This is a genomic window from Gluconobacter wancherniae NBRC 103581 (assembly GCF_007988885.1).
Classification (GTDB): domain Bacteria; phylum Pseudomonadota; class Alphaproteobacteria; order Acetobacterales; family Acetobacteraceae; genus Gluconobacter; species Gluconobacter wancherniae.
Map to the genome: position 1 here is coordinate 517,009 of NZ_BJUZ01000002.1, position 17,675 is coordinate 534,683.

The 17,675-nt window shown below is 57.7% G+C and carries 19 protein-coding genes and 1 tRNA gene; 6 read left to right on the forward strand and 14 right to left on the reverse strand.

Translation table 11 applies throughout. From position 1 onward, the window contains the following. Positions 1-107: 107 nt before the first annotated feature. From GWA01_RS09410 to GWA01_RS09435, 6 genes are all read right to left on the reverse strand, one after another. Positions 108-183, reverse strand: a tRNA-Glu gene (locus GWA01_RS09410). Between the two features lie 41 nt (positions 184-224). Beyond that, a complete protein-coding gene (gene recJ, locus GWA01_RS09415) occupies positions 225-2,018 on the reverse strand; it encodes a single-stranded-DNA-specific exonuclease RecJ (protein ID WP_371858437.1) in 1,794 nt (597 codons plus the stop codon). A 9-nt stretch (positions 2,019-2,027) separates the two neighbouring features. After that, on the reverse strand, positions 2,028-3,029 hold the full coding sequence (gene glpX, locus GWA01_RS09420; RefSeq protein ID WP_146796856.1) for a class II fructose-bisphosphatase: 1,002 nt from the start codon (positions 3,027-3,029) through the stop codon (positions 2,028-2,030). After that, positions 3,026-4,312 carry a homoserine dehydrogenase gene (locus GWA01_RS09425; RefSeq protein ID WP_146796863.1) on the reverse strand — a complete coding sequence of 429 codons (1,287 nt, stop codon included), beginning with the start codon at positions 4,310-4,312 and terminating at the stop codon, positions 3,026-3,028. The genes glpX and GWA01_RS09425 overlap by 4 nt, the downstream gene beginning before the upstream one ends. Then, positions 4,309-5,529, reverse strand: coding sequence for an LL-diaminopimelate aminotransferase (locus GWA01_RS09430; protein WP_146796867.1), 1,221 nt, complete (start codon positions 5,527-5,529; stop codon positions 4,309-4,311). The genes GWA01_RS09425 and GWA01_RS09430 overlap by 4 nt, the downstream gene beginning before the upstream one ends. A 101-nt stretch (positions 5,530-5,630) precedes the next feature. After that, positions 5,631-6,590: a hypothetical protein gene (locus tag GWA01_RS09435; RefSeq protein ID WP_146796872.1), complete on the reverse strand. Its 960-nt coding sequence runs from the start codon at positions 6,588-6,590 to the stop codon at positions 5,631-5,633. Between the two features lie 174 nt (positions 6,591-6,764). Between GWA01_RS09435 and GWA01_RS09440 the strand changes: the two genes are divergently transcribed. From GWA01_RS09440 to GWA01_RS09450, 3 genes are read left to right on the forward strand one after another with little or no spacing between them, the layout of a single operon-like run. Continuing rightward, positions 6,765-7,469 carry an ATP-dependent Clp protease proteolytic subunit gene (locus GWA01_RS09440; RefSeq protein ID WP_146796875.1) on the forward strand — a complete coding sequence of 235 codons (705 nt, stop codon included), beginning with the start codon at positions 6,765-6,767 and terminating at the stop codon, positions 7,467-7,469. A 52-nt stretch (positions 7,470-7,521) separates the two neighbouring features. After that, complete coding sequence (locus tag GWA01_RS09445; RefSeq protein WP_146796878.1) at positions 7,522-8,502, forward strand: ferritin-like domain-containing protein; 981 nt, start codon at positions 7,522-7,524, stop codon at positions 8,500-8,502. Further along, a complete protein-coding gene (locus GWA01_RS09450; protein WP_146796881.1) occupies positions 8,499-9,359 on the forward strand; it encodes a hypothetical protein in 861 nt (286 codons plus the stop codon). Before GWA01_RS09445 ends, GWA01_RS09450 begins: the two co-directional genes overlap by 4 nt. Before the next feature lie 72 nt (positions 9,360-9,431). Here GWA01_RS09450 and recA read toward each other — a convergent pair whose 3' ends face one another. From recA to GWA01_RS09485, 7 genes are all read right to left on the reverse strand, one after another. Beyond that, complete coding sequence (recA, locus tag GWA01_RS09455) at positions 9,432-10,466, reverse strand: recombinase RecA (protein ID WP_146796884.1); 1,035 nt, start codon at positions 10,464-10,466, stop codon at positions 9,432-9,434. Between the two features lie 192 nt (positions 10,467-10,658). Continuing rightward, positions 10,659-11,735 (reverse strand): EscU/YscU/HrcU family type III secretion system export apparatus switch protein, encoded by a 1,077-nt coding sequence (locus GWA01_RS09460; protein ID WP_146796887.1) that lies wholly within the window; start codon positions 11,733-11,735, stop codon positions 10,659-10,661. A 3-nt stretch (positions 11,736-11,738) separates the two neighbouring features. Next, positions 11,739-12,560 carry a flagellar biosynthetic protein FliR gene (locus tag GWA01_RS09465; protein ID WP_146796890.1) on the reverse strand — a complete coding sequence of 274 codons (822 nt, stop codon included), beginning with the start codon at positions 12,558-12,560 and terminating at the stop codon, positions 11,739-11,741. Continuing rightward, complete coding sequence (locus tag GWA01_RS09470; protein ID WP_146796893.1) at positions 12,557-12,829, reverse strand: flagellar biosynthetic protein FliQ; 273 nt, start codon at positions 12,827-12,829, stop codon at positions 12,557-12,559. The genes GWA01_RS09465 and GWA01_RS09470 overlap by 4 nt, the downstream gene beginning before the upstream one ends. A 2-nt stretch (positions 12,830-12,831) precedes the next feature. Next, positions 12,832-13,143 (reverse strand): flagellar hook-basal body complex protein FliE, encoded by a 312-nt coding sequence (locus GWA01_RS09475; RefSeq protein ID WP_146796897.1) that lies wholly within the window; start codon positions 13,141-13,143, stop codon positions 12,832-12,834. A gap of 5 nt (positions 13,144-13,148) precedes the next feature. Further along, a complete protein-coding gene (gene flgC, locus GWA01_RS09480; protein WP_146796900.1) occupies positions 13,149-13,556 on the reverse strand; it encodes a flagellar basal body rod protein FlgC in 408 nt (135 codons plus the stop codon). Between the two features lie 12 nt (positions 13,557-13,568). Then, positions 13,569-13,961, reverse strand: a complete 393-nt coding sequence (locus GWA01_RS09485; RefSeq protein ID WP_146796902.1) for a flagellar basal body protein — start codon at positions 13,959-13,961, stop codon at positions 13,569-13,571. A gap of 188 nt (positions 13,962-14,149) precedes the next feature. On the opposite strand from GWA01_RS09485, the gene GWA01_RS09490 reads away from it, so the two are divergent. Then, positions 14,150-14,449, forward strand: coding sequence for a hypothetical protein (locus tag GWA01_RS09490; RefSeq protein ID WP_146796905.1), 300 nt, complete (start codon positions 14,150-14,152; stop codon positions 14,447-14,449). Then, positions 14,446-15,180: a flagellar type III secretion system pore protein FliP gene (gene fliP / locus GWA01_RS09495; protein ID WP_146796908.1), complete on the forward strand. Its 735-nt coding sequence runs from the start codon at positions 14,446-14,448 to the stop codon at positions 15,178-15,180. The genes GWA01_RS09490 and fliP overlap by 4 nt, the downstream gene beginning before the upstream one ends. A 3-nt stretch (positions 15,181-15,183) precedes the next feature. Here fliP and GWA01_RS09500 read toward each other — a convergent pair whose 3' ends face one another. Next, the gene (locus tag GWA01_RS09500; protein WP_229316046.1) at positions 15,184-16,590 is read right to left on the reverse strand and encodes a gamma-glutamyltransferase; all 1,407 of its coding nucleotides are present in this window, start codon (positions 16,588-16,590) and stop codon (positions 15,184-15,186) included. A 206-nt stretch (positions 16,591-16,796) separates the two neighbouring features. Between GWA01_RS09500 and GWA01_RS09505 the strand changes: the two genes are divergently transcribed. Beyond that, positions 16,797-17,561 (forward strand): DsbA family protein, encoded by a 765-nt coding sequence (locus GWA01_RS09505; protein ID WP_146796914.1) that lies wholly within the window; start codon positions 16,797-16,799, stop codon positions 17,559-17,561. Positions 17,562-17,675: the final 114 nt, after the last annotated feature.

The following is a 17,675-nucleotide window of genomic DNA, read 5'->3' on the forward strand; positions in this document are numbered from 1 at the left end:
TTAATGAATTTCGATCAGCTATGATTAGCAATCGATCTTTCTGTGCACTGGATCTGTTTGATCCTGAAGAATCATCTTTTAAAATGCTTCGAAGTGCTTGAAAGCCGTGGCGTCCCGTACGGGATTCGAACCCGTGTTGCCGCCGTGAAAGGGCGGTGTCCTAGGCCTCTAGACGAACGGGACTGGAGGCGTGAGCGGGTGTATAAGGGAGGTAGAGGGGAGCGTCAAGCACCTGAAGCATCAGAAATGAAAAAAGTTAGATTTTGTCTCTCCTGCCATGTTTCGGTCCTGAGGTGGCCTGCGATATGGAGCAGGGGCATGGACGGATCTTCCAGCAGTTCCGCGAAGGGTTTGTCGGCGGCCCTGAACACGAGTGCCTTGAGACGTGTGCCTCCATCCTCGCCCTGAAGCAGTACTCTCAACGTGTTGCCATCGCGCCCTATCCGGTCGCTTTTGACGCAGCGGACGTTACTGATGGCCAGAAGTGGCTCTTCGTTTCCGGGCCCAAAGGGGGCGAGCCTTGCAAGCTGTGCTGCCATCTCCAGCGAGGCTCCCCGAAGAGTAATGGCGCCGTCCAGCTTCAGGTCTTCTTGAGCAGGCAGTGTATGGGCATCGGCAAGGAGTTCGTTCAGGCGCTTGTGGAGCGCGGGCGCATCACTCTCAAAGAGTGAAAACCCTGCGGCCATGGCATGGCCGCCACCTGTTTGTAGAATGCCTGCCTGCCGGGCGGCGATAATGGCAGCGCCAAGATCCAGCCCTGGAACCGAGCGGGCAGAACCCTTGATGATGCCCTCGTTCAGCGCACCGACAAGCGCGGGACGGTTGAAACGCTCTTTGATACGACCTGCCACAATGCCCACAACACCGGGATGCCATGTGTCGCCGTGCAGGAAGATAACGGCATTTTTTGCGGCGATTTGTTCGGCCGCCTGTTCCATCGCGGCTTCGAGAATAGAGGCTTCCACGCTTTGGCGCTGGCGATTTACGCCATCCAGCTGTTCGGCAAGAGCCCGTGCCTCGACTACATCTTCCGAAAGCAGGAGCTTCAGACCAAGATTGGACTGCGCGATTCGGCCACCGGCATTGATGCGTGGACCCAGAGCAAAGCCACAAGCCATTGCGCTGGCCTCTTCGCGCACGCCGGCCACGGAGGACAGCGTCGCTAGCCCGAGACGTTCCCCGCGGGCCATGACGCGCAGGCCTTGCATGACGAGTGCGCGGTTAAGACCGACAAGGGGCATGACGTCGCAGATCGTGGCCAGGGCAGCCAGATCCAGACGTTTCATGAGATCTGGTGCGGGGTGGCCTTCAAACCATCCCGTGCGGCGCAATTCGCGGCTTGTTGCGACCATTGTGAGGAACGCGACGGCAGTGGCGCAGATATTTCCCAAGCCGGACGTACAGTCCAGACGATTGGGGTTGACGATGATACCCTTGGGCAGGATTGAGCCATCAGGTTTGTGATGGTCGAGAACAATACGATCTACACGCTCTTCGAAACCGTCGAGGACATCAATTGCCGCCGTGCCACAGTCGATGCAGACGAGCAGTGTGGCGCCTTGCGAGATCAGGTTTTCGAGGGCTGTGGTATTGGGGCCGTAACCTTCGGTGATGCGATCGGGAATGTGGGTGCTGACGGCGCATCCCATCTCGCGAAGTGTATCGCAGACAAGAGCGGTGCCGCATGCGCCGTCTACGTCGTAGTCTCCAAAAAGACCGACATGCTCGCTGTTACGAATTGCCGTTGCCAGCCTTGTGGCGGCTCGGTCCATGTCGGTGAGGCAGGAAGGGTCCGGCATTGCGTCCCGGAGGCGAGGATCCAGAAACGAGGATGCCTCTGCGGCTTCTATGCCTCTGGCCGCAAGAATGCGGGCAAGTAGCTCGGGGATGCCAGCGCGCTGTGCCAGCCCAAGAGCCAGTCTGTTGTCAGCTTCCGCAAGTCGTGGGTCTCGCCAGACCCATCGGCGCCCACCCGCACTGTGGCGGACGCCAAGAACCAATCCTGTCTCTTCAAGCATCAAAACAAATCAGGCAGTCTTCGGTGGATTCATGATGAAGTTATGGTGCGTTTCCATGAAGCGAACCGTACCGGATTTGGAGCGCATCACCAGCGAGTGGGTGCGTGCGCGGCTCGGGCCGAGACGCTCTACGCCTCTGAGCAGGTCGCCTGAGGTGACGCCGGTGGCGCAGAACAGCACATGACCGGCTGCCATGTCATGCAGGCCGAGGCGGCGCGATGGGTCCAGGCCAGGAGCCATCTCACGGGCACGCTCGATCTGTGTATCATCCTCGAACAGGAGGCGGCCCTGCATCTGGCCGTTTACGCAGCGGACGGCAGCGGCTGCGAGTACACCTTCTGGCGCTCCGCCGGAGCCCGCATAGATGTCCACGCCACTGCCGGGCAGACATGTTGCGATGGCGGCGGCAACGTCACCATCCGTGAGAAGGCGAACGCGGGCACCAGCTTCGCGGGTCTTGGCGATCATTTCCTCGTGGCGCTCACGATCGAGGGCGCACAGGACCAGATCAGAAACCTCGCGTTTCTGGGCGCGGGCGAGGGAGCGCAGGTTGGCTTCGATCGTGGAATCAAGGTCCACGACGCCTTCTGGGAGATCCGGGCCTACGACGATCTTTTCCATGTAGATGTCGGGAGCGTGCAGGAATTTGCCACGCTCTGCGAGTGCAACCACCGTCATGGCGTTTGGCAGGCTCTTGGCGCACAGGTTCGTGCCTTCGAGCGGATCAACGGCGATGTCCATTCCCGGGCCGCCAGACCCGACTTTTTCACCGATGTAGAGCATCGGTGCTTCGTCCATTTCGCCCTCACCGATGGTCACGACACCATCGATGGCAACGGTATCGAATGCGAGACGCATGGCCTGAACGGCCGCGCCGTCGGCTTCGTTTTTCTTGCCGCGGCCTGTCCATTCGGACGACGCAATGGCTGCTGCTTCCGTGACCCGGACAAGCTCCAGCGCAAGGTTGCGATCTGTAACGCGGTAAGGGAAGGACTGCTGAGGGTCGATCATTGGAAATCCTCGATCTTGAGCACGAGCGGTGCTCCTCGCACGGATGTCAGTTCCGAAAGGGCGGCAGACGCAGCCCGGATCGATTTCTCGGACACCCGGTGTGTAACCAGAGCCAGATAGGCTTTGTTCTCTGGCGCGTCATGCTGTGAAACAAAATGCACCGACACGTCATGATCGCGTAATACAGACGTAAGTTCCGCCATAACACCAGAGCGGTCATCAACATTTACGCGAAGATAGAACGCGCTTTCGATGGTATCGAGTGACACGCAGCTCTTCGGCGCTGGGCTCGTATCCGTGCCCCACAGAGGCAGGCTTGCGCCACGAGCAAGGTCGATCAGGTCTGCCACAACAGCGCTTGCAGTCGGGCCTTCTCCAGCGCCACGGCCAGAAATGGTCATTGGTCCGCTGAAATCGCCCTGCGTTGTAACAGCGTTGAAAACGCCATTCACCACCGCAATCGGAGCGGATGCGGGGACCATGCAGGGGCGCACCCAGGCCTCGACTTCACCGTTTTTGCCGCGTCTGGCGAGGCCGAGCAACTTTATGCGATAACGCAATTCGTCTGCGAATTTCAGGTCGATTGCAGTGACGTCACGGATTCCATGAACCGGCATCGTGTCGAACGACAGCGGGCTGAATGCGAGTCCTGCAAGGATGGCCAGCTTGTGCGCTGTGTCCCATCCATCCACGTCCGTGGAAGGCTCTGCTTCTGCATATCCCTTCTGCTGGGCTTCGGAGAGAACGTCTGAGAAGTCACGCCCGGTGGCGCGCATTTCCGTCAGAATGTAGTTGCAGGTTCCATTAAGAATGCCGCCCACGCTTTGCAGGTGATCTGCGGCAAGGCCTTCACGCACGAGCTTGATGGCTGGAACACCGCCTGCAACGGCCGCTTCGAACATCAGAACAGTATTGTTTTCAATAGCGATGCTGTTGAGGGCGTTGCCGTGAATGGCAACCAGCGCCTTGTTTGCGGTGACGACGGGTGTCCCACGTGACAGGGCAGCCTCCACCATATCGCGTGCGGAGCCTTCGGAGCCGCCGATCAGTTCTACTGCAATGTCGATATCCGGATCGTTGGCGACAGATACGGCGTTGTCGTGCCAGCGCATGGCGGACAGATCCACGCCGCGATCCCTGTTGCGATCCCGTGCCGTGATGGCAACCACTTCGATCGGACGGCCAGCCCGTGCCGTAATGGCGTCCGCGTTTTCACGCAGCAGGCGAATGACGCCTACGCCAACAGTGCCAAGGCCGGCCAGTCCGATTTTGAGTGGTTTCATTTGGATGCTCCCAGGAGGTCGGATAGTGTTGCGCCGGAACCATGCCGGCTCATGAATGTCTTGATGGCGCGCGTGGCCTGACGCAGGCGCTGGGTATTCTCTACAAGGCCGATGCGCACGAACCCTTCTCCATACTCGCCAAAGCCAAGGCCTGGAGCGACGGCGACGCCGGCTTCCTTGAGCAGGAGCTTCGAGAAGGCCACGCTTCCCATCTCTGCAAAGGCTGGCGGGATGGGGGCCCACGCAAACATTGATCCGTCAGGTGCGGGGACATCCCATCCGGCAGATTTCAGCCCGCGCAGCAGGACATCCCGACGCTCGCGATACATGCCGCGGATATCGGAAACATAGTCCTGCGGGCCGTTGAGCGCAGCGACAGATGCCACCTGAATAGGCGTGAAGGCACCGTAATCGAGATAGGATTTGATGCGTGTCAGAGCCTGGATGAGCTGTGGATTTCCAACAGCGAAGCCCATACGCCATCCAGCCATGGAGTACGTCTTGGACATGGACGTGAATTCGACGGCAACATCCTTTGCGCCGGGAACAGCCAGAATGGACGGGGGTGGCTCGTCCCCGAAATAAATCTCGGCATAGGCGAGGTCCGACAGGATCCAGATGTTCTCACGGCGGGCGAAAGCGACAAGTTCTTTGTAAAAATCAAGGCTCGCGGTGAAGGCCGTCGGGTTTGAAGGAAAATTGACGATCAGGGCCGTTGGCTTCGGGACGGAATGGCGCACGGCGCGGTCGAGTGCGCGTAGCATGTCTTCGTCTGGCGTGGCGGGGATCGATCGTACGGAGGCACCGGCAATGATGAAGCCAAACTGGTGTATCGGATAGGAGGGATTGGGGACGAGGATTGTGTCACCGGGGCTGGTAATGGCGGCTGAAAGATTTGCCAGTCCTTCCTTGGAACCCAGTGTTGCGATGACTTCCGTTTCGGGGTTGAGCGAAACATTGAAGCGCCGCTCGTAATAGTTTGCCTGAGCCTTACGCAGGCCGGGTATTCCGCGGCTGACGGAATAGCCATGTGCCCGTGGATTGCCCACGCTCTCGACGAGCTTCTGCACGACGTGAGCGGGCGGGGCGCTGTCCGGATTGCCCATTCCGAGGTCAATGATGTCTTCACCCGCAGCACGCGCCGCCGCCTTCGCCTTGTTCACTTCAGCGAAAACATAGGGAGGCAGGCGGCGGATGCGGTGAAACTCTTCGGTCATGACCAGCTCAGGAATTGGGGGTGAAAATGGGGACCGGCACGATAGACAGGTTTATGGCGCCCTGGGAATGCCCTTCGTGATGTTCCTGAATTTTCTCGGTTTCAGGGCGCGTATGTGACGCGCGCGCCGTCGCCGATGGCCTCGGCCCGGAGGATGATGTCGGATGCAGGCACACCGTGGTCCATGAGGCCCTGTGCAATGGCTTTTGCCCGCAGAAGCCCAAGGGCAATTTCGCGCGACTGGTCAGTGGGCGAAAGCGCCGCCTCGGCTGACATTGCAGAGCCGAACCCCAGAACGACTATACGCTTATGGCCTCTGCTCTGGGCGATATGCTGGTAGTTGGACGCCGGGTTGCCAAGAGCGTGATCCGTTGTCGGGGCAAAGCGAATGAGCGTTCCGTCTGGTGTCGCGCTGTCAATGTCTGGTTGAACCGGATCTGGCAGTCCCGCGTCACGAGGAATATTGAAGCCGGGAAATTGCGGGGCAGGGGGAGGAACATCGCCAATTTTGGGAAATTCTCCGGGAGGTGTTGGCGGTATGGAACGTGCCACAACCTGCGGCAGAGCCGCTTCAACTGAAGGTGTCTGTGCAGGTGGCGTCGCTTTGACCGAGGTCTTCGGCGAAATCGGCGGAGCGTCTGTGGTGGCCGAAGGTGCGGGTTGCGGGTCTGGCTGGCCGACTGCCGTCATCGTCATGCCGCTCTGATCGGCCGAGGCGAATGTGGGAGTGGGCTTTGACGTCGTGCCCGTTTTTGAATGGACCGACGTATCGAGCAGTGCGCCATTGGCTGCGCTTTCACGCTGGGCCAGATTACGTTGCGCCTCCAGACGCTCGGTGAGTGCCATCCGCGCTTCGGGGGAAGGAAGTTCCGGTGTGCGCGTGGGGGTTCTGCCAGCATGTGGATAAGGCAGGTTTTGACCTGGCGGCGGCGGTCTGAGCTTGGCTATCTCGCCGCCTTCGTAGTTGTGCCACATCGACGTTACGGAATCGACCGCATCCTGATGCTGGCAGCCAGCCAGTGCTGTCGTGAGCGTCAGCAGAACGAGTGGGATCTTGGGCATGATGCCGCACGTTCCCAGCCTGTTAGGTCGTTGCATGTTCCCTGACGCCACTGTGTCGTTCCTGCCTCTCAAAGATGTCTGAGCGGGCGTGAGCCTAGCGGTTCACGAAGACAATGGCGAGACTTCGCACTGCCCGGACTTGGCACCGAGGCAAACCGGGCGCAGGATAGGGGCATGAAGATGCACGCTGGATCTGGAAACGATATGGACATCTCCAAGATGAACCCTGCCCGCTTTGATGATGAACCCGACCCCCAGGGCCCTGATGTACCTGAGCCCAATGGGCCGGAGCCTTCGGAGCCAGGGGATAACAAAACCCTGAATTCCCCAATCAGCGAGCTGGAAAGCCGCCTGTTCGATCAGCGTAAGGTGCTGATTTTCGGTGGAATCAATGACAAGATCGCTCGCGATGTTACAGGCCGCCTTCTGGCGCTCGCCGGTGCTTCGGACAAGCCGATCGATATCTACGTCAACTCTCCTGGTGGTCATGTAGAGAGTGGTGACACGATCCACGATATGATCCGCTTCGTGGATTCGGTTGCGCCGGTTAATATGATTGGTACTGGCTGGGTCGCATCCGCAGGCGCGTTGATCTATGCCGCAGGTCGTCCGGAGCGCCGCGTCTGCCTGCCGAATACGCGCTTCCTGCTCCATCAGCCGATGGGTGGTGTGCGTGGTCCGGCAACGGATATCGACATCGAGGCCCGCGAGATCATCAAGATGCGTGAGCGTCTGAATCGTCTGTTTGCCCGTGAAACCGGACAGACCTACGAGAAGATCGCCAAGGACACGGACCGCAACTACTGGATGTCTGCGGAAGAAGCGATTGCCTATGGGCTCGTGAACCGTGTGATCACGTCGGCAACCGACCTTAAGTAACTCCCAGCTCCGAGGGGCACGGCGTGCCGCAGGGCACGCCGCGAACATAGCCATGAAAAGCCTGGCCGATATCTATTCTCATCTTCCCGACCAGCCGTCGGAGAAGACGCTCGAACGCGTGGATTACGAAGCACGCCACTGGAGTAGCCCGATCAGGGGGCCACTCAAGCCCGGTACCGAAGAGCATAAAAAAGCTACGGTCCAGATGTTCCGTGATACGTTCAATCCATACAAGCCGTCTGTCATCGACTGGCCCGAGCTGGATCCTGAAACGCTTCACCGCATCACATCCCTTCCAATCTGGGATATTGCCGTTCAGACCGAAGGCAAGGCGCGTCTGCGCATGGCGGCTTATGCTGCGATGATTGACGATCCAGACATGAAGGACGCTCTCTCCCGCAACGCTTGGGAGGAGAACCGGCACAAGGAGGTCCTCTCCAAGCTGGTTGAAGCCTACAAAATCAAAATGGCGCCTGAGCCAGATTATATCGAGCCCAAAGATACCGAGTGGGCTTATATGGTCACTGGCTTTTCAGAGTGTGTGGATAGCTTCTTCGCGTTTGGGCTGTTCGCGCTTGCAGAGCGTGCCGGTCTGTTCCCGATGGAGCTGATTGAAACGTTCGAGCCTGTTATGCAGGAAGAATGTCGCCACATCCTGCTCTTCGCAAACTGGCTCGCCTGGCACCGGGCGACGATGCCATTCTGGAAGCGCCCGTGGTTCGAGATGCGCGTTGTCGCTGTCTGGATCTTCCTCGCCTATGAACGCATGGGGCTTGCTCGCTCCATTGACGAGAGCGGACAGGAACACACCCAGGACAATAATTTCACCGTCACCGGCGCCAAGGACATGACGAACATGGACATCAAGGTCCCAGAGCTTATGCAGCTCTGCCTTGATGAAAATGATCGTCGTTTCTCGGGGTATGATCCGCGTCTGCTGCGGCCAACGACCACGCCAGCCATTGCGCGTGCTTTCGTCCGTGCTTCGGGGCTGTGGGATCGTTTCAAGGGAAAGACAAAGGCTGCTGCATGAAGGGTTTCGAAGCTGGTTCTGACGCGCATAAGCGGTTTTTCTGCCGCCAGTTCGTTGAGACACACCAGGTTTTTGATCCTGAATGCCTGCCTTGGCCAGATCTGAGCGACGAAGATCTGGCCAAGCTCCGCGCTGTCCCGTTCTGGCAAGAGGTGTATCATACCGAACGCCGGGCTGGAGCGATTGTCGACGCTTTTACACCGCAGATCGCTGATCCTGTTGTGCGTGAAGCAGTTGCGTTGCAGGGCTACGAAGAAGCGCGTCATGCCCGGTTGATCCGCGTGATGATCGATCGCTACGGGCTGGATGCTCATCCACAGCCGATAGAAGAATTTCCTGCGGACCTTGAGACGGCTTTCATTGATTTCGGGTTCGGGGAATGCCTCGATGCTTTTCTGGGGTTTGGGGCTTTCAAGACGGCGCGTCAGTCACGTTTTCTGCCGGAAGCGATGTTCGAAATTTTCGATGTCCTGATGTTTGAGGAGACACGTCATATCGTGTTCTTCATCAATTACATGGCTTGGCGTGAACGGCGGCGGGGGCTGGGAAAAACGCGGAGGACACTCAAATCGCTGCATTTTTATGCACGCGCTGGGCAACGTCTTCTGGGAATGGTCCGTCGAGGTCAGGAGCCGAATGACGGGCGTGATTTTGCCGTCACGCAGACAAATCTCTTTCTGGATGGTTTTTCGTTCAAAGGCTTTGTCGAGGATTGCTACCGGGAAAACGCACGTCGAATGACGGCTTTCGATCCGGATCTCATGCAGCCACGCCTATTGCCCGGTATTGCGGATCTGGCGCTGAAGGGGCTGAACATCTGGGACAAGGGGCGGCCGTTTCTGCGCCTCAGTCGCTAGCGAACTTTATCCGGCGACCGGTTTTGGAAAAGGGGCACAGAACCAGCAGGATCTGTGCCCTTTCTCGTTATCTCAGTCTACCGAGTCTTCGTCGTCTTTGTCGGGTGATACCAGCATTGCCTCTGCCACGACGCCTGCATCTGCACGAATGCGGCGTTCGATTTCGTTCGCCATGTCTGGATGTTCGCGCAGGAACTGCTTGGCGTTCTCACGACCCTGACCAATGCGCTGGCTGTCAAAAGAGAACCACGCACCAGATTTCTCGACGATATTTGCCTTCACACCAAGATCCAGCAATTCACCCATCTTGCTGACACCCTCGCCATACATGATGTCGAACTCGATCTGGCGGAACGGAGGTGCCATCTTGTTCTTCACAACCTTGACGCGCGTCTGGTTGCCGACGACCTCGTCCTTGTCTTTGATCGCACCAATACGGCGGATATCCAGACGGACGGACGCATAGAATTTCAGCGCATTACCACCCGTAGTCGTCTCTGGGCTTCCGAACATCACGCCGATTTTCATGCGGATCTGGTTGAGGAAGATCACCATGGTGTTGGAGCGTGAGACTGTACCGGTCAGCTTACGCAGAGCTTGGCTCATGAGACGGGCATGAAGGCCGACATGGCTGTCGCCCATGTCTCCCTCGAGTTCGGCCCGCGGTACGAGAGCTGCGACTGAGTCTACGACCAGTACATCCACGGCACCGGAGCGAACCAGAGTGTCTGCAATTTCCAGTGCTTGCTCGCCCGCATCGGGCTGGCTGAGAAGGAGCTCGTCGATGTTTACACCCAGCTTGCGTGCGTAGCCCGGGTCAAGTGCATGCTCGGCATCGATAAAGGCAACTGTGCCGCCTTTCTTCTGTGCTTCAGCAAGAACGTGGAGTGCCATCGTCGTTTTGCCGGAGCTTTCCGGGCCGTAAATCTCGATGATACGTCCGCGTGGCAGGCCACCAATTCCCAGAGCGATGTCCAGCCCGAGGGAGCCGGTAGAGATGACATCTGCCTGCTCTTTCGGGCGCTGGCCCATGCGCATGATCGACCCTTTGCCGAACGCGCGCTCAATCTGGCTGAGAGCGCCTTCAAGCGCCTTGGTCTTGTCCATTCAATCCTCGCAATAGCTCATCGCTGATGTGATGAAAGCACGATAGACTGCTCACGAGAGACCGCAAAGAGTGAGCTTTGCAGGATGTGGCGCTGATCGCACGTTCATAAAATGTTCTCGTATGAAAGATATCAGTGTTCTACCCTCATCCGCCAAGAGGAAAAGAGCGTATTTCCTCAAAAAAACATGCTTTCAGCTTATGGGCGTATGCGGAGCGGCCGGCTGTTTGAGCTTCCAGACATAAGCGATGATGGCTGCCACCACCTTGAAGTGTTCGGCCGGAACTTCGCTGTCGAGGGGGAGCGGGAAAAGGGCGCGGGCGAGGGGAGGGTTTGAAATGACGGGAATGCGGTTGTCCTGCGCCAGTTCGCGGATCCGTGCGGCGACGTCATCCATGCCCTTTGCGACGATCTTGGGAGCTCCGGCCGTGCCTTTTTCATAAGCTAGCGCGACGGCATAATGCGTCGGATTGGTGATCACGACCGTAGAGTCCTTCACGCCGTCCATCATGCGCTGACGTGCAGCCTTTGCGCGCAGGGCTTTCAGGCGGCCTTTGACGTGTGGATCACCTTCCGTGTTGCGGTATTCGTCCTTCATCTCCTGCCGGCTCATGCGCAGCTTGGATGTGTGGCGAAAGCGCGTCCACAGGATATCCGCTCCGGCAATAACGAGCTGAGCCAGAATCATGGCGACGACCGCGTGAAGGCAGACATCAGACACGATATGCATCAGGTTTCCGGGACTGACACCAACCATCCCGTAAGTTTCAGGCAATATTTTTTTGGCCGAGTTCCAGACCACCACTGAAAATACGAGAAGTTTTGCGATGGATTTGAATGTGTCTGGAAGCGTTCCACCGCCAAAAATTCGCTTCAGGCCAGCCAGAGGCGAAATTCTCTCGAATTTCGGCAAAAGTGATTCCGGATGAATAAGAAAACCGCTCTGCAGGATGCCGCAGCCGATGCCAAACGCCATTACTGTGCCTGCGACTGGCACGGCTATTAGCAATCCGGACTGAAATGCCTGTTCAGCGGTCTGTTGCAAGCTATTGTGAGAAAGGGGCGCGCTTCCGGCATGCATCATCAGCAATTGCATGTTGCGGACGAACGTGGGGAGCAATACGGGCAAGAGTGCAAATGTACCAATCGCGCCAGCCATGAGCGCAATGAAATTCATGGCCTCGCGGGAGAGGGCTATTTGTCCATCATCACGCGCCTGCTGCAGGCGCCTGGCAGACGGGGCTTCTGTCCGATCTTCTGCGTCAGCCATCTGTTACAGGCCAGGCAGTGCGCGAAAGATATCGAAGGCTTGGCCTTCCCAGATTGTTAGTGTTTGCCGCAGTAGAAAACAGAGAAGCGCTATGCCGCCCACGATCTGCAGGGGCGTGGCTGTGTTGTAGATTTGAAGCGTTGGCAAGAGGCGCGTCATGATGCCCAGCATGATCTGCCAGACGAAGGAGATCAGCAGGAAAGGGGCGCTCAGTTCCAGCCCAAGCAGGAAAGAACGCTCCGTTATATCGACTACGCTGTGTGTCGCATCCGCCAGAAAGGGCCAGTGCATGAGTGGCTGGGCCAACAGGAAGCCACCAGGAGGAAGAAGAGCGTAACTTCCGATGATGGCCTTGATAGGCAGGATATATGCTCCGGTCACGAGCAGCATCAACGGTGCCAGCAGGTTCATGAGGCGGGCAACGGCTGAACTGCCGGACCCTAATGCGGGGTCGGGCTGCAACACGCTGCTCAAGCCTGAAAAAACTGCGATCATTTGCCCGGCAATTGGCAGCGACAGAGTGATCAGGCGTGCCAGCCATCCGATCAGAATGCCTGCGAAAAGCTCGACTGCAATCATTCCCATCAGGCCGATTGGAGCGGTTTTTTCCAAAGAGGAATGCGCAAGAGATGGCGTGACTAGGGGGAGAACAAGGGCGCTTATGGAGAGCGCTATTCCTGCGCGAACAGTCATGGGAAGTTCTTCTTCGCCCAGGCCGGGCATCACCATGATGGCGCCCCCTGTCCGGCAGAGAACCAATACGAAAGCCAGCGCCCAGACTGTCAGGCTGAGTCCTGAAAATTCTAGCGGTAACCCGCTGTTCATGTCGCGCCAACCAGAATCATCTGGTCAAAGAGGTGTCTGGAAAACGTCATCAGGGTTGAGGTCATAAATGAGCCTGCAACAACCAGTGCAACGCTGATGGCCAGAACCTTTGGAACAAAGGCCAGTGTTGCTTCATTGATCTGCGTTACGGCCTGAACAAGCGATACCAGCAATCCTACGGCGAGCGCTGTGAGAAGGGCAGGTGCGCTGAGCTTGAGGGCGACGATGAGTGTCTGCTCAAGAATTGCAGCCAGATCAACCGACTGCATGATTAGATCGACATCTTCATGACGTCTTGATACGCCTGAACCATACGGTCGCGGATCACAGTGGTGGTCTGCAGGGCGAGTTGTGCGTTGGAAATCGCGGTGACAATCTGGGTCATGTCGCCACCACCGCTCAGCCCCTGCGCAGCCTGCGCTTCGGCAGCATGACCAGTCGACACTGCGTTTCCGACGGCCTGTGACAGCACGGAGCTGAAATCCGAAACGCTGTCCGGTGTGTCGTCCGTCACGCCGGACTGGAGGCTGTTCTGGAGGCTCTGGGCATAGGCGTTATGGGCTTGGGAAACTGAAGTCAGCATGGAATTCATTTCAGAAGATCAAGGGTGCGCGACATCATCGTGCGGGTGATCTGCATGGTATTGAGGTTGGCTTCGTATGAGCGTTCAGCTTCGCGCATGTCCATCATTTCAGCCATCGAATCAACGTTGGAAGTTTTGACGTAACCCTGTGCGTTGGCGGCTGGATGAGACGGGTCATAGCGGGTCTGGAAGTCAGACATATCCTGCCCGATTTCTTTGACGCTGACGGTAGACGCGCCGGTATCCTGATCGACCTGCTCTGCGAAGGTGATTGTTTTGCGGCGATAGGGATCTGCGCCGGGGGTTGAGCCTGTCGTATCCTGATTGGCGAGGTTCTCTGCGACAATTCGCAGGCGCTGGCTCTGGGCGTCCATTCCGCTGGCGGAGATTCCGATTGTGGAAGACAGGGTCATTCTGGGAACTCCTTACTTGCCAAGAGCCGTCTGAAACATGTTCATGTATTTGCTGTAAATATTGACAGCCATATGTTGCTGGTCGTTCACATCGGCGACCTTTTCCAGCTGCTGGTCCAGTGTAACCTGGTTGCCATCGATGGACTGCTCGGATTCCGTCTCGATTTCATGAGCGCCATTGCTCGGCGCGCCGATATGATTTGCATGGGTTGCTGTCGGCGTTATGTCGAATTCGCCGAGAGCCGCCTGAAAAGGCGAGACATCGCGCGCTGTATAGTCAGGTGTATTGGCATTGGCGATGTTGCCTGCCAGCACATTCTGTCTGGCCTGAAGCCACTGCATCCGGTCTTGGCCAAGAGCGAAAAGATCGGTGCCGCCTGCTCTGTTCAGATCGGCATTCTGCATCGAAACTTTCTCCAAAATGGGATGACCGGGTTTGGTCTCAGTGGAGAGAGGATGTCATTCAATGGTTAATAAACGGTTGAAATCGGGGAGCATCTTTTTCTGTTTTTTGGCGCGTGTGCGGGTCGATATTAAGTGTCTATTAATAATATTTGGGCATTGTCGCGTTCAAACGACTGGAATGCCCCGGAATGCCCCTTCATGACATCCTCACCTCGCTGTTCGCGCTTACAATCATCGTAGCGTTTATCCTGGGCGCGCGGCCGCTTCTGAAGATTCTGGAGCGCAAGAGGATGGGTGGGGAAGAGCAATCTCAGCTTATGAGCATACGCGAAAGACTGGTAATCGACCGGGCTCGGCGGCTGACGCTTGTTCGATGTGGGGCGGAGAATTTTCTTCTTCTGACCGGTGGCGCGAATGATGTGATGGTGCCGTGTAAAGGAGAGCAGGATTTCAGTACGCGGATCAACGCGGAGGAGCTGTTGTCATGAAGCGCTGGATCCCGCTGCTGATCGCCCTGGCTTGTACCATTCTGCCGCATTGCGCGCATGCTCAGGCACTTAATATCGATCTTGGGCAGAACGGGCCTGGAACGACCAGCCGACTGGTGCAGCTTACAGCGCTGATCACTGTACTGTCGCTTGCTCCAAGTCTTCTGGTCATGGTTACGGCATTTACGCGGATTGTTATTGTTCTGTCGCTTTTGCGTAGTGCTCTTGGAGCTCAGGGTACGCCGCCTAATACCGTACTGATCGGATTAGCATTGTTTCTGACGCTGTTCGTGATGCAGCCGACGCTGCAGCGCTCGTGGGATACGGGTATCGAGCCGATGATGTCAGGAAAAATCGGGGAAATGGAAGGTCTGAGTGTTGCCAGCCAGCCTTTCCATGATTTCATGGCAGCGACAGCCCGGCCTGCAGATATTTCCACGTTTCTCAATATCGCTCACGAAAAGCCACCTGCCAAAGTAACTGATACGCCGTGGCGCGTGCTGGTTCCTGCATTCATGGTTGGAGAGCTGCGGCGCGGATTTGAGATGGGCTTTCTGCTTTATCTGCCATTTCTGGTGATAGATCTGGTGGTTTCAAGCGTGTTGATGAGTCTGGGTATGATGATGTTGCCGCCCAGCACGGTGTCCCTCCCGTTCAAGCTCATCTTTTTCGTGATGGTTGACGGTTGGGCACTCGTGGCGGGCAGTCTGGTCCGAAGTTTTTCGGGCTAGGGATTAGTTTGTGGTGCCGGCAGAAAGTCCGGCACTGCGGGGATCGATGGAGCCGCGGCAAGCATTTCCTGTGCAGGTGATGGCGTTGATGCGGCCTGCGCCTACATGCGGAAGTTCTTCGCCCCGTACGGCTGCGCGTGCTGCATCTCCGACGGCATCTGCGGCTTCATTCTGCCCCGAAGCCGCGATCACGGCACGCAATGTCCGGCCGCTGCGCAGAATTGCTGCTGCAAGAAGGGGCTGTGGCTTCGTGGCGGGGGACGCAGAAAGAATGACGCCCGTATTTCCAGCCATGCGGCCTGTGCCGAACAGATTATTATCGCTGAGGGTGCAGGCTACTGCCATGCCCTGACGGTCTGTAATGGCGAATGAGGTCGAAGCGGGAAGAGCTGGAAGTGTGCCGGAGCCAGCCGTGCCAGCATCGAGGGCTGCCTGCGCTGATGCAACGCCCGAAGCTTTGGAGGCGCGCCATGCAGCAACCGCACCCTGCGCAGAAGCCCCGGTGGTATAGCGGATTGCAGCACCAAGGCCGCCATCTGCTGGTGGTGCGAGGAATGCGCCGTCAATGTTGTTGACGTGCGTGGTCAGGGCGTCTGTCTGCACAGGGAGTGAATGGCGCAGATCATCGTCATTGAGGCCCCCGCCAGCTTTCTGGGCAGCGGTCACGTACACGTCTGCCAGTGCGCCGTTGTAGAGGTCCCCGACCCCTGCGGTGCGGACCCGTTCCAGAAAACCGGCCAGACGTGGCTGGGTCATGTTGTCGCCAGCCCCCAGTACGTCGCTTTCACCGCGGCCGAACACGGCGCGTGCGGAGTCGTCGGCCAGAAGGGCGTCTTTGACTGTCTTAAGGTCGGAGGCGAGGACACGGCTCACCGTGATGCCGTTGCTGGCCAGGCCAATAGCAGGAGACATGGTGTCTGAGAATTCCACAGACCCGAAATGCAGCTGCATCAAGTATAGCCCACGGATCATGCTCGGAGTTCCGGCTGGGCGGTCTGCGCCCTGACTGGTGGCTGCGCCCGGCAGAAATGCGATGGACTGAACAGGTGAGCCGGGACGGGCGATCAGGCATGCACCGCCGCCGCCCAACGATGCGCGTGATGGTAGCGTTACGCCCAGAGCGAGTGCCGTGGCGGTGGCGGCGTCGGCGGCATTGCCTCCGCGTGCAAGGACATCATGCCCAACCAGTGCGGCCTGTGGTTCATCGGCGACGACGGTGCCAATGCTGCCTGAAAGTGGCGCTTCGGTGGTCTTGCCAAAAAGACTGTGACCGAGGTCGCCTACACCTGAGTACACAGATGAACAGGCACTCAGCAGGAGGCCCGAAGCGACGGAGGCCATCAGACCGAAATGCAGGCAGCGACCCGTCATGGGGCCGCGGGCGGAAATCTGGGCTCGACGGTGCGCCACGTGGCGTTTCTCCAGTGTGTGGTATCGGGTCAGGTGTATGGCGTTTATCCCCGCAAGGGCAGCCCTGCAGAGATTTTAGCAATTAGAGCTGAATAAGCATAACGGCAAACGTTGCCGGAGGGGAGGGGTGAGCTTCTCTTTGATCCAGTCTGACTTTGTCGGTATGCAAAGCACTGTCTTACTTTTCCGATGATCCGGAGCTTCCTGTGAAATATCGTCTGCTTCCGCCTGTTCTGGCTGCCATCGCTGGCTTTTCCGCTCTGACCGGAGCAGCTCGGGCCCAGTCTGCTTCGGCAGATGCGGTTTTTTCCACCAAGCAGCGTGCGGCTATCGTCCAGATCATGCGGCAGGCGCTGCAGGACGATCCCACCATCCTGACGGAGGCAATCCGCTCTTTGCGCGTCAAGGCGCAGCAGCAGCAGGAAGACAAGTCGATGGCGGGTGTCCGTGCGCATCGCGACGAGCTGCAGCAGGCACCTGATTTTGCGGTGCGCGGTAACCCGCATGGCAAGATAACGGTCGTCGAGTTCTTTGACCCGCGCTGCTCGTATTGTCGCCATATGATGCCAGTTGTAGACGCGTTCCTTGCAAGGCATCCTGACGTTCGGCTTGTGGAAAAGCTTGTCCCTGTTCTTGGAGAGGGGAGTGTGATCGATACCAGAGCAATTTTCGCTGCCAGCGCTCAGGGAAAATATGACGTTATGCGCCGGGCATTGATGGACGATACGACAAAGCCAACCATGGATCGCGTGAGCGAGGTGGCTAAGGCGAATGGTCTGGACATGACGCGCTTTGCTGCTGATATGAGCGCGCCCCAGACCGTGGCACTCATTACGACAAATCTTGATCAGGCCCGTGCGGTCAATCTTGATGGCACTCCGACATTTATTTTCGGGACTGCGGCGATGGCTCCGGGGGCACTTGAGCCGGATCAGATGGACGAGTTTCTGGAGCGGGCCCGCAAAGCCTGAAGATTATGGGGGAGCCATATGAGGATCTCCCCCATATTTTTGAGTCCGGTATGTTTCGAGGTTTGTCTCGAATTTACTTTGGAAATCGAGAAATTTTTTTTTGATATAATTCTG

What these genes read in the sequence shown, in the direction of transcription:
- recJ (WP_371858437.1), bottom strand. Translation starts at nt 2,018, where the DNA reads ATGCTTGAAGAGACAGGATTGGTTCTTGGCGTCCGCCACAGTGCGGGT.
- glpX (WP_146796856.1), bottom strand. Translation starts at nt 3,029, where the DNA reads ATGATCGACCCTCAGCAGTCCTTCCCTTACCGCGTTACAGATCGCAAC.
- GWA01_RS09425 (WP_146796863.1), bottom strand. Translation starts at nt 4,312, where the DNA reads ATGAAACCACTCAAAATCGGACTGGCCGGCCTTGGCACTGTTGGCGTA.
- GWA01_RS09430 (WP_146796867.1), bottom strand. Translation starts at nt 5,529, where the DNA reads ATGACCGAAGAGTTTCACCGCATCCGCCGCCTGCCTCCCTATGTTTTC.
- GWA01_RS09435 (WP_146796872.1), bottom strand. Translation starts at nt 6,590, where the DNA reads ATGCCCAAGATCCCACTCGTTCTGCTGACGCTCACGACAGCACTGGCT.
- GWA01_RS09440 (WP_146796875.1), top strand. Translation starts at nt 6,765, where the DNA reads ATGAAGATGCACGCTGGATCTGGAAACGATATGGACATCTCCAAGATG.
- GWA01_RS09445 (WP_146796878.1), top strand. Translation starts at nt 7,522, where the DNA reads ATGAAAAGCCTGGCCGATATCTATTCTCATCTTCCCGACCAGCCGTCG.
- GWA01_RS09450 (WP_146796881.1), top strand. Translation starts at nt 8,499, where the DNA reads ATGAAGGGTTTCGAAGCTGGTTCTGACGCGCATAAGCGGTTTTTCTGC.
- recA (WP_146796884.1), bottom strand. Translation starts at nt 10,466, where the DNA reads ATGGACAAGACCAAGGCGCTTGAAGGCGCTCTCAGCCAGATTGAGCGC.
- GWA01_RS09460 (WP_146796887.1), bottom strand. Translation starts at nt 11,735, where the DNA reads ATGGCTGACGCAGAAGATCGGACAGAAGCCCCGTCTGCCAGGCGCCTG.
- GWA01_RS09465 (WP_146796890.1), bottom strand. Translation starts at nt 12,560, where the DNA reads ATGAACAGCGGGTTACCGCTAGAATTTTCAGGACTCAGCCTGACAGTC.
- GWA01_RS09470 (WP_146796893.1), bottom strand. Translation starts at nt 12,829, where the DNA reads ATGCAGTCGGTTGATCTGGCTGCAATTCTTGAGCAGACACTCATCGTC.
- GWA01_RS09475 (WP_146796897.1), bottom strand. Translation starts at nt 13,143, where the DNA reads ATGCTGACTTCAGTTTCCCAAGCCCATAACGCCTATGCCCAGAGCCTC.
- flgC (WP_146796900.1), bottom strand. Translation starts at nt 13,556, where the DNA reads ATGACCCTGTCTTCCACAATCGGAATCTCCGCCAGCGGAATGGACGCC.
- GWA01_RS09485 (WP_146796902.1), bottom strand. Translation starts at nt 13,961, where the DNA reads ATGCAGAATGCCGATCTGAACAGAGCAGGCGGCACCGATCTTTTCGCT.
- GWA01_RS09490 (WP_146796905.1), top strand. Translation starts at nt 14,150, where the DNA reads ATGCCCCTTCATGACATCCTCACCTCGCTGTTCGCGCTTACAATCATC.
- fliP (WP_146796908.1), top strand. Translation starts at nt 14,446, where the DNA reads ATGAAGCGCTGGATCCCGCTGCTGATCGCCCTGGCTTGTACCATTCTG.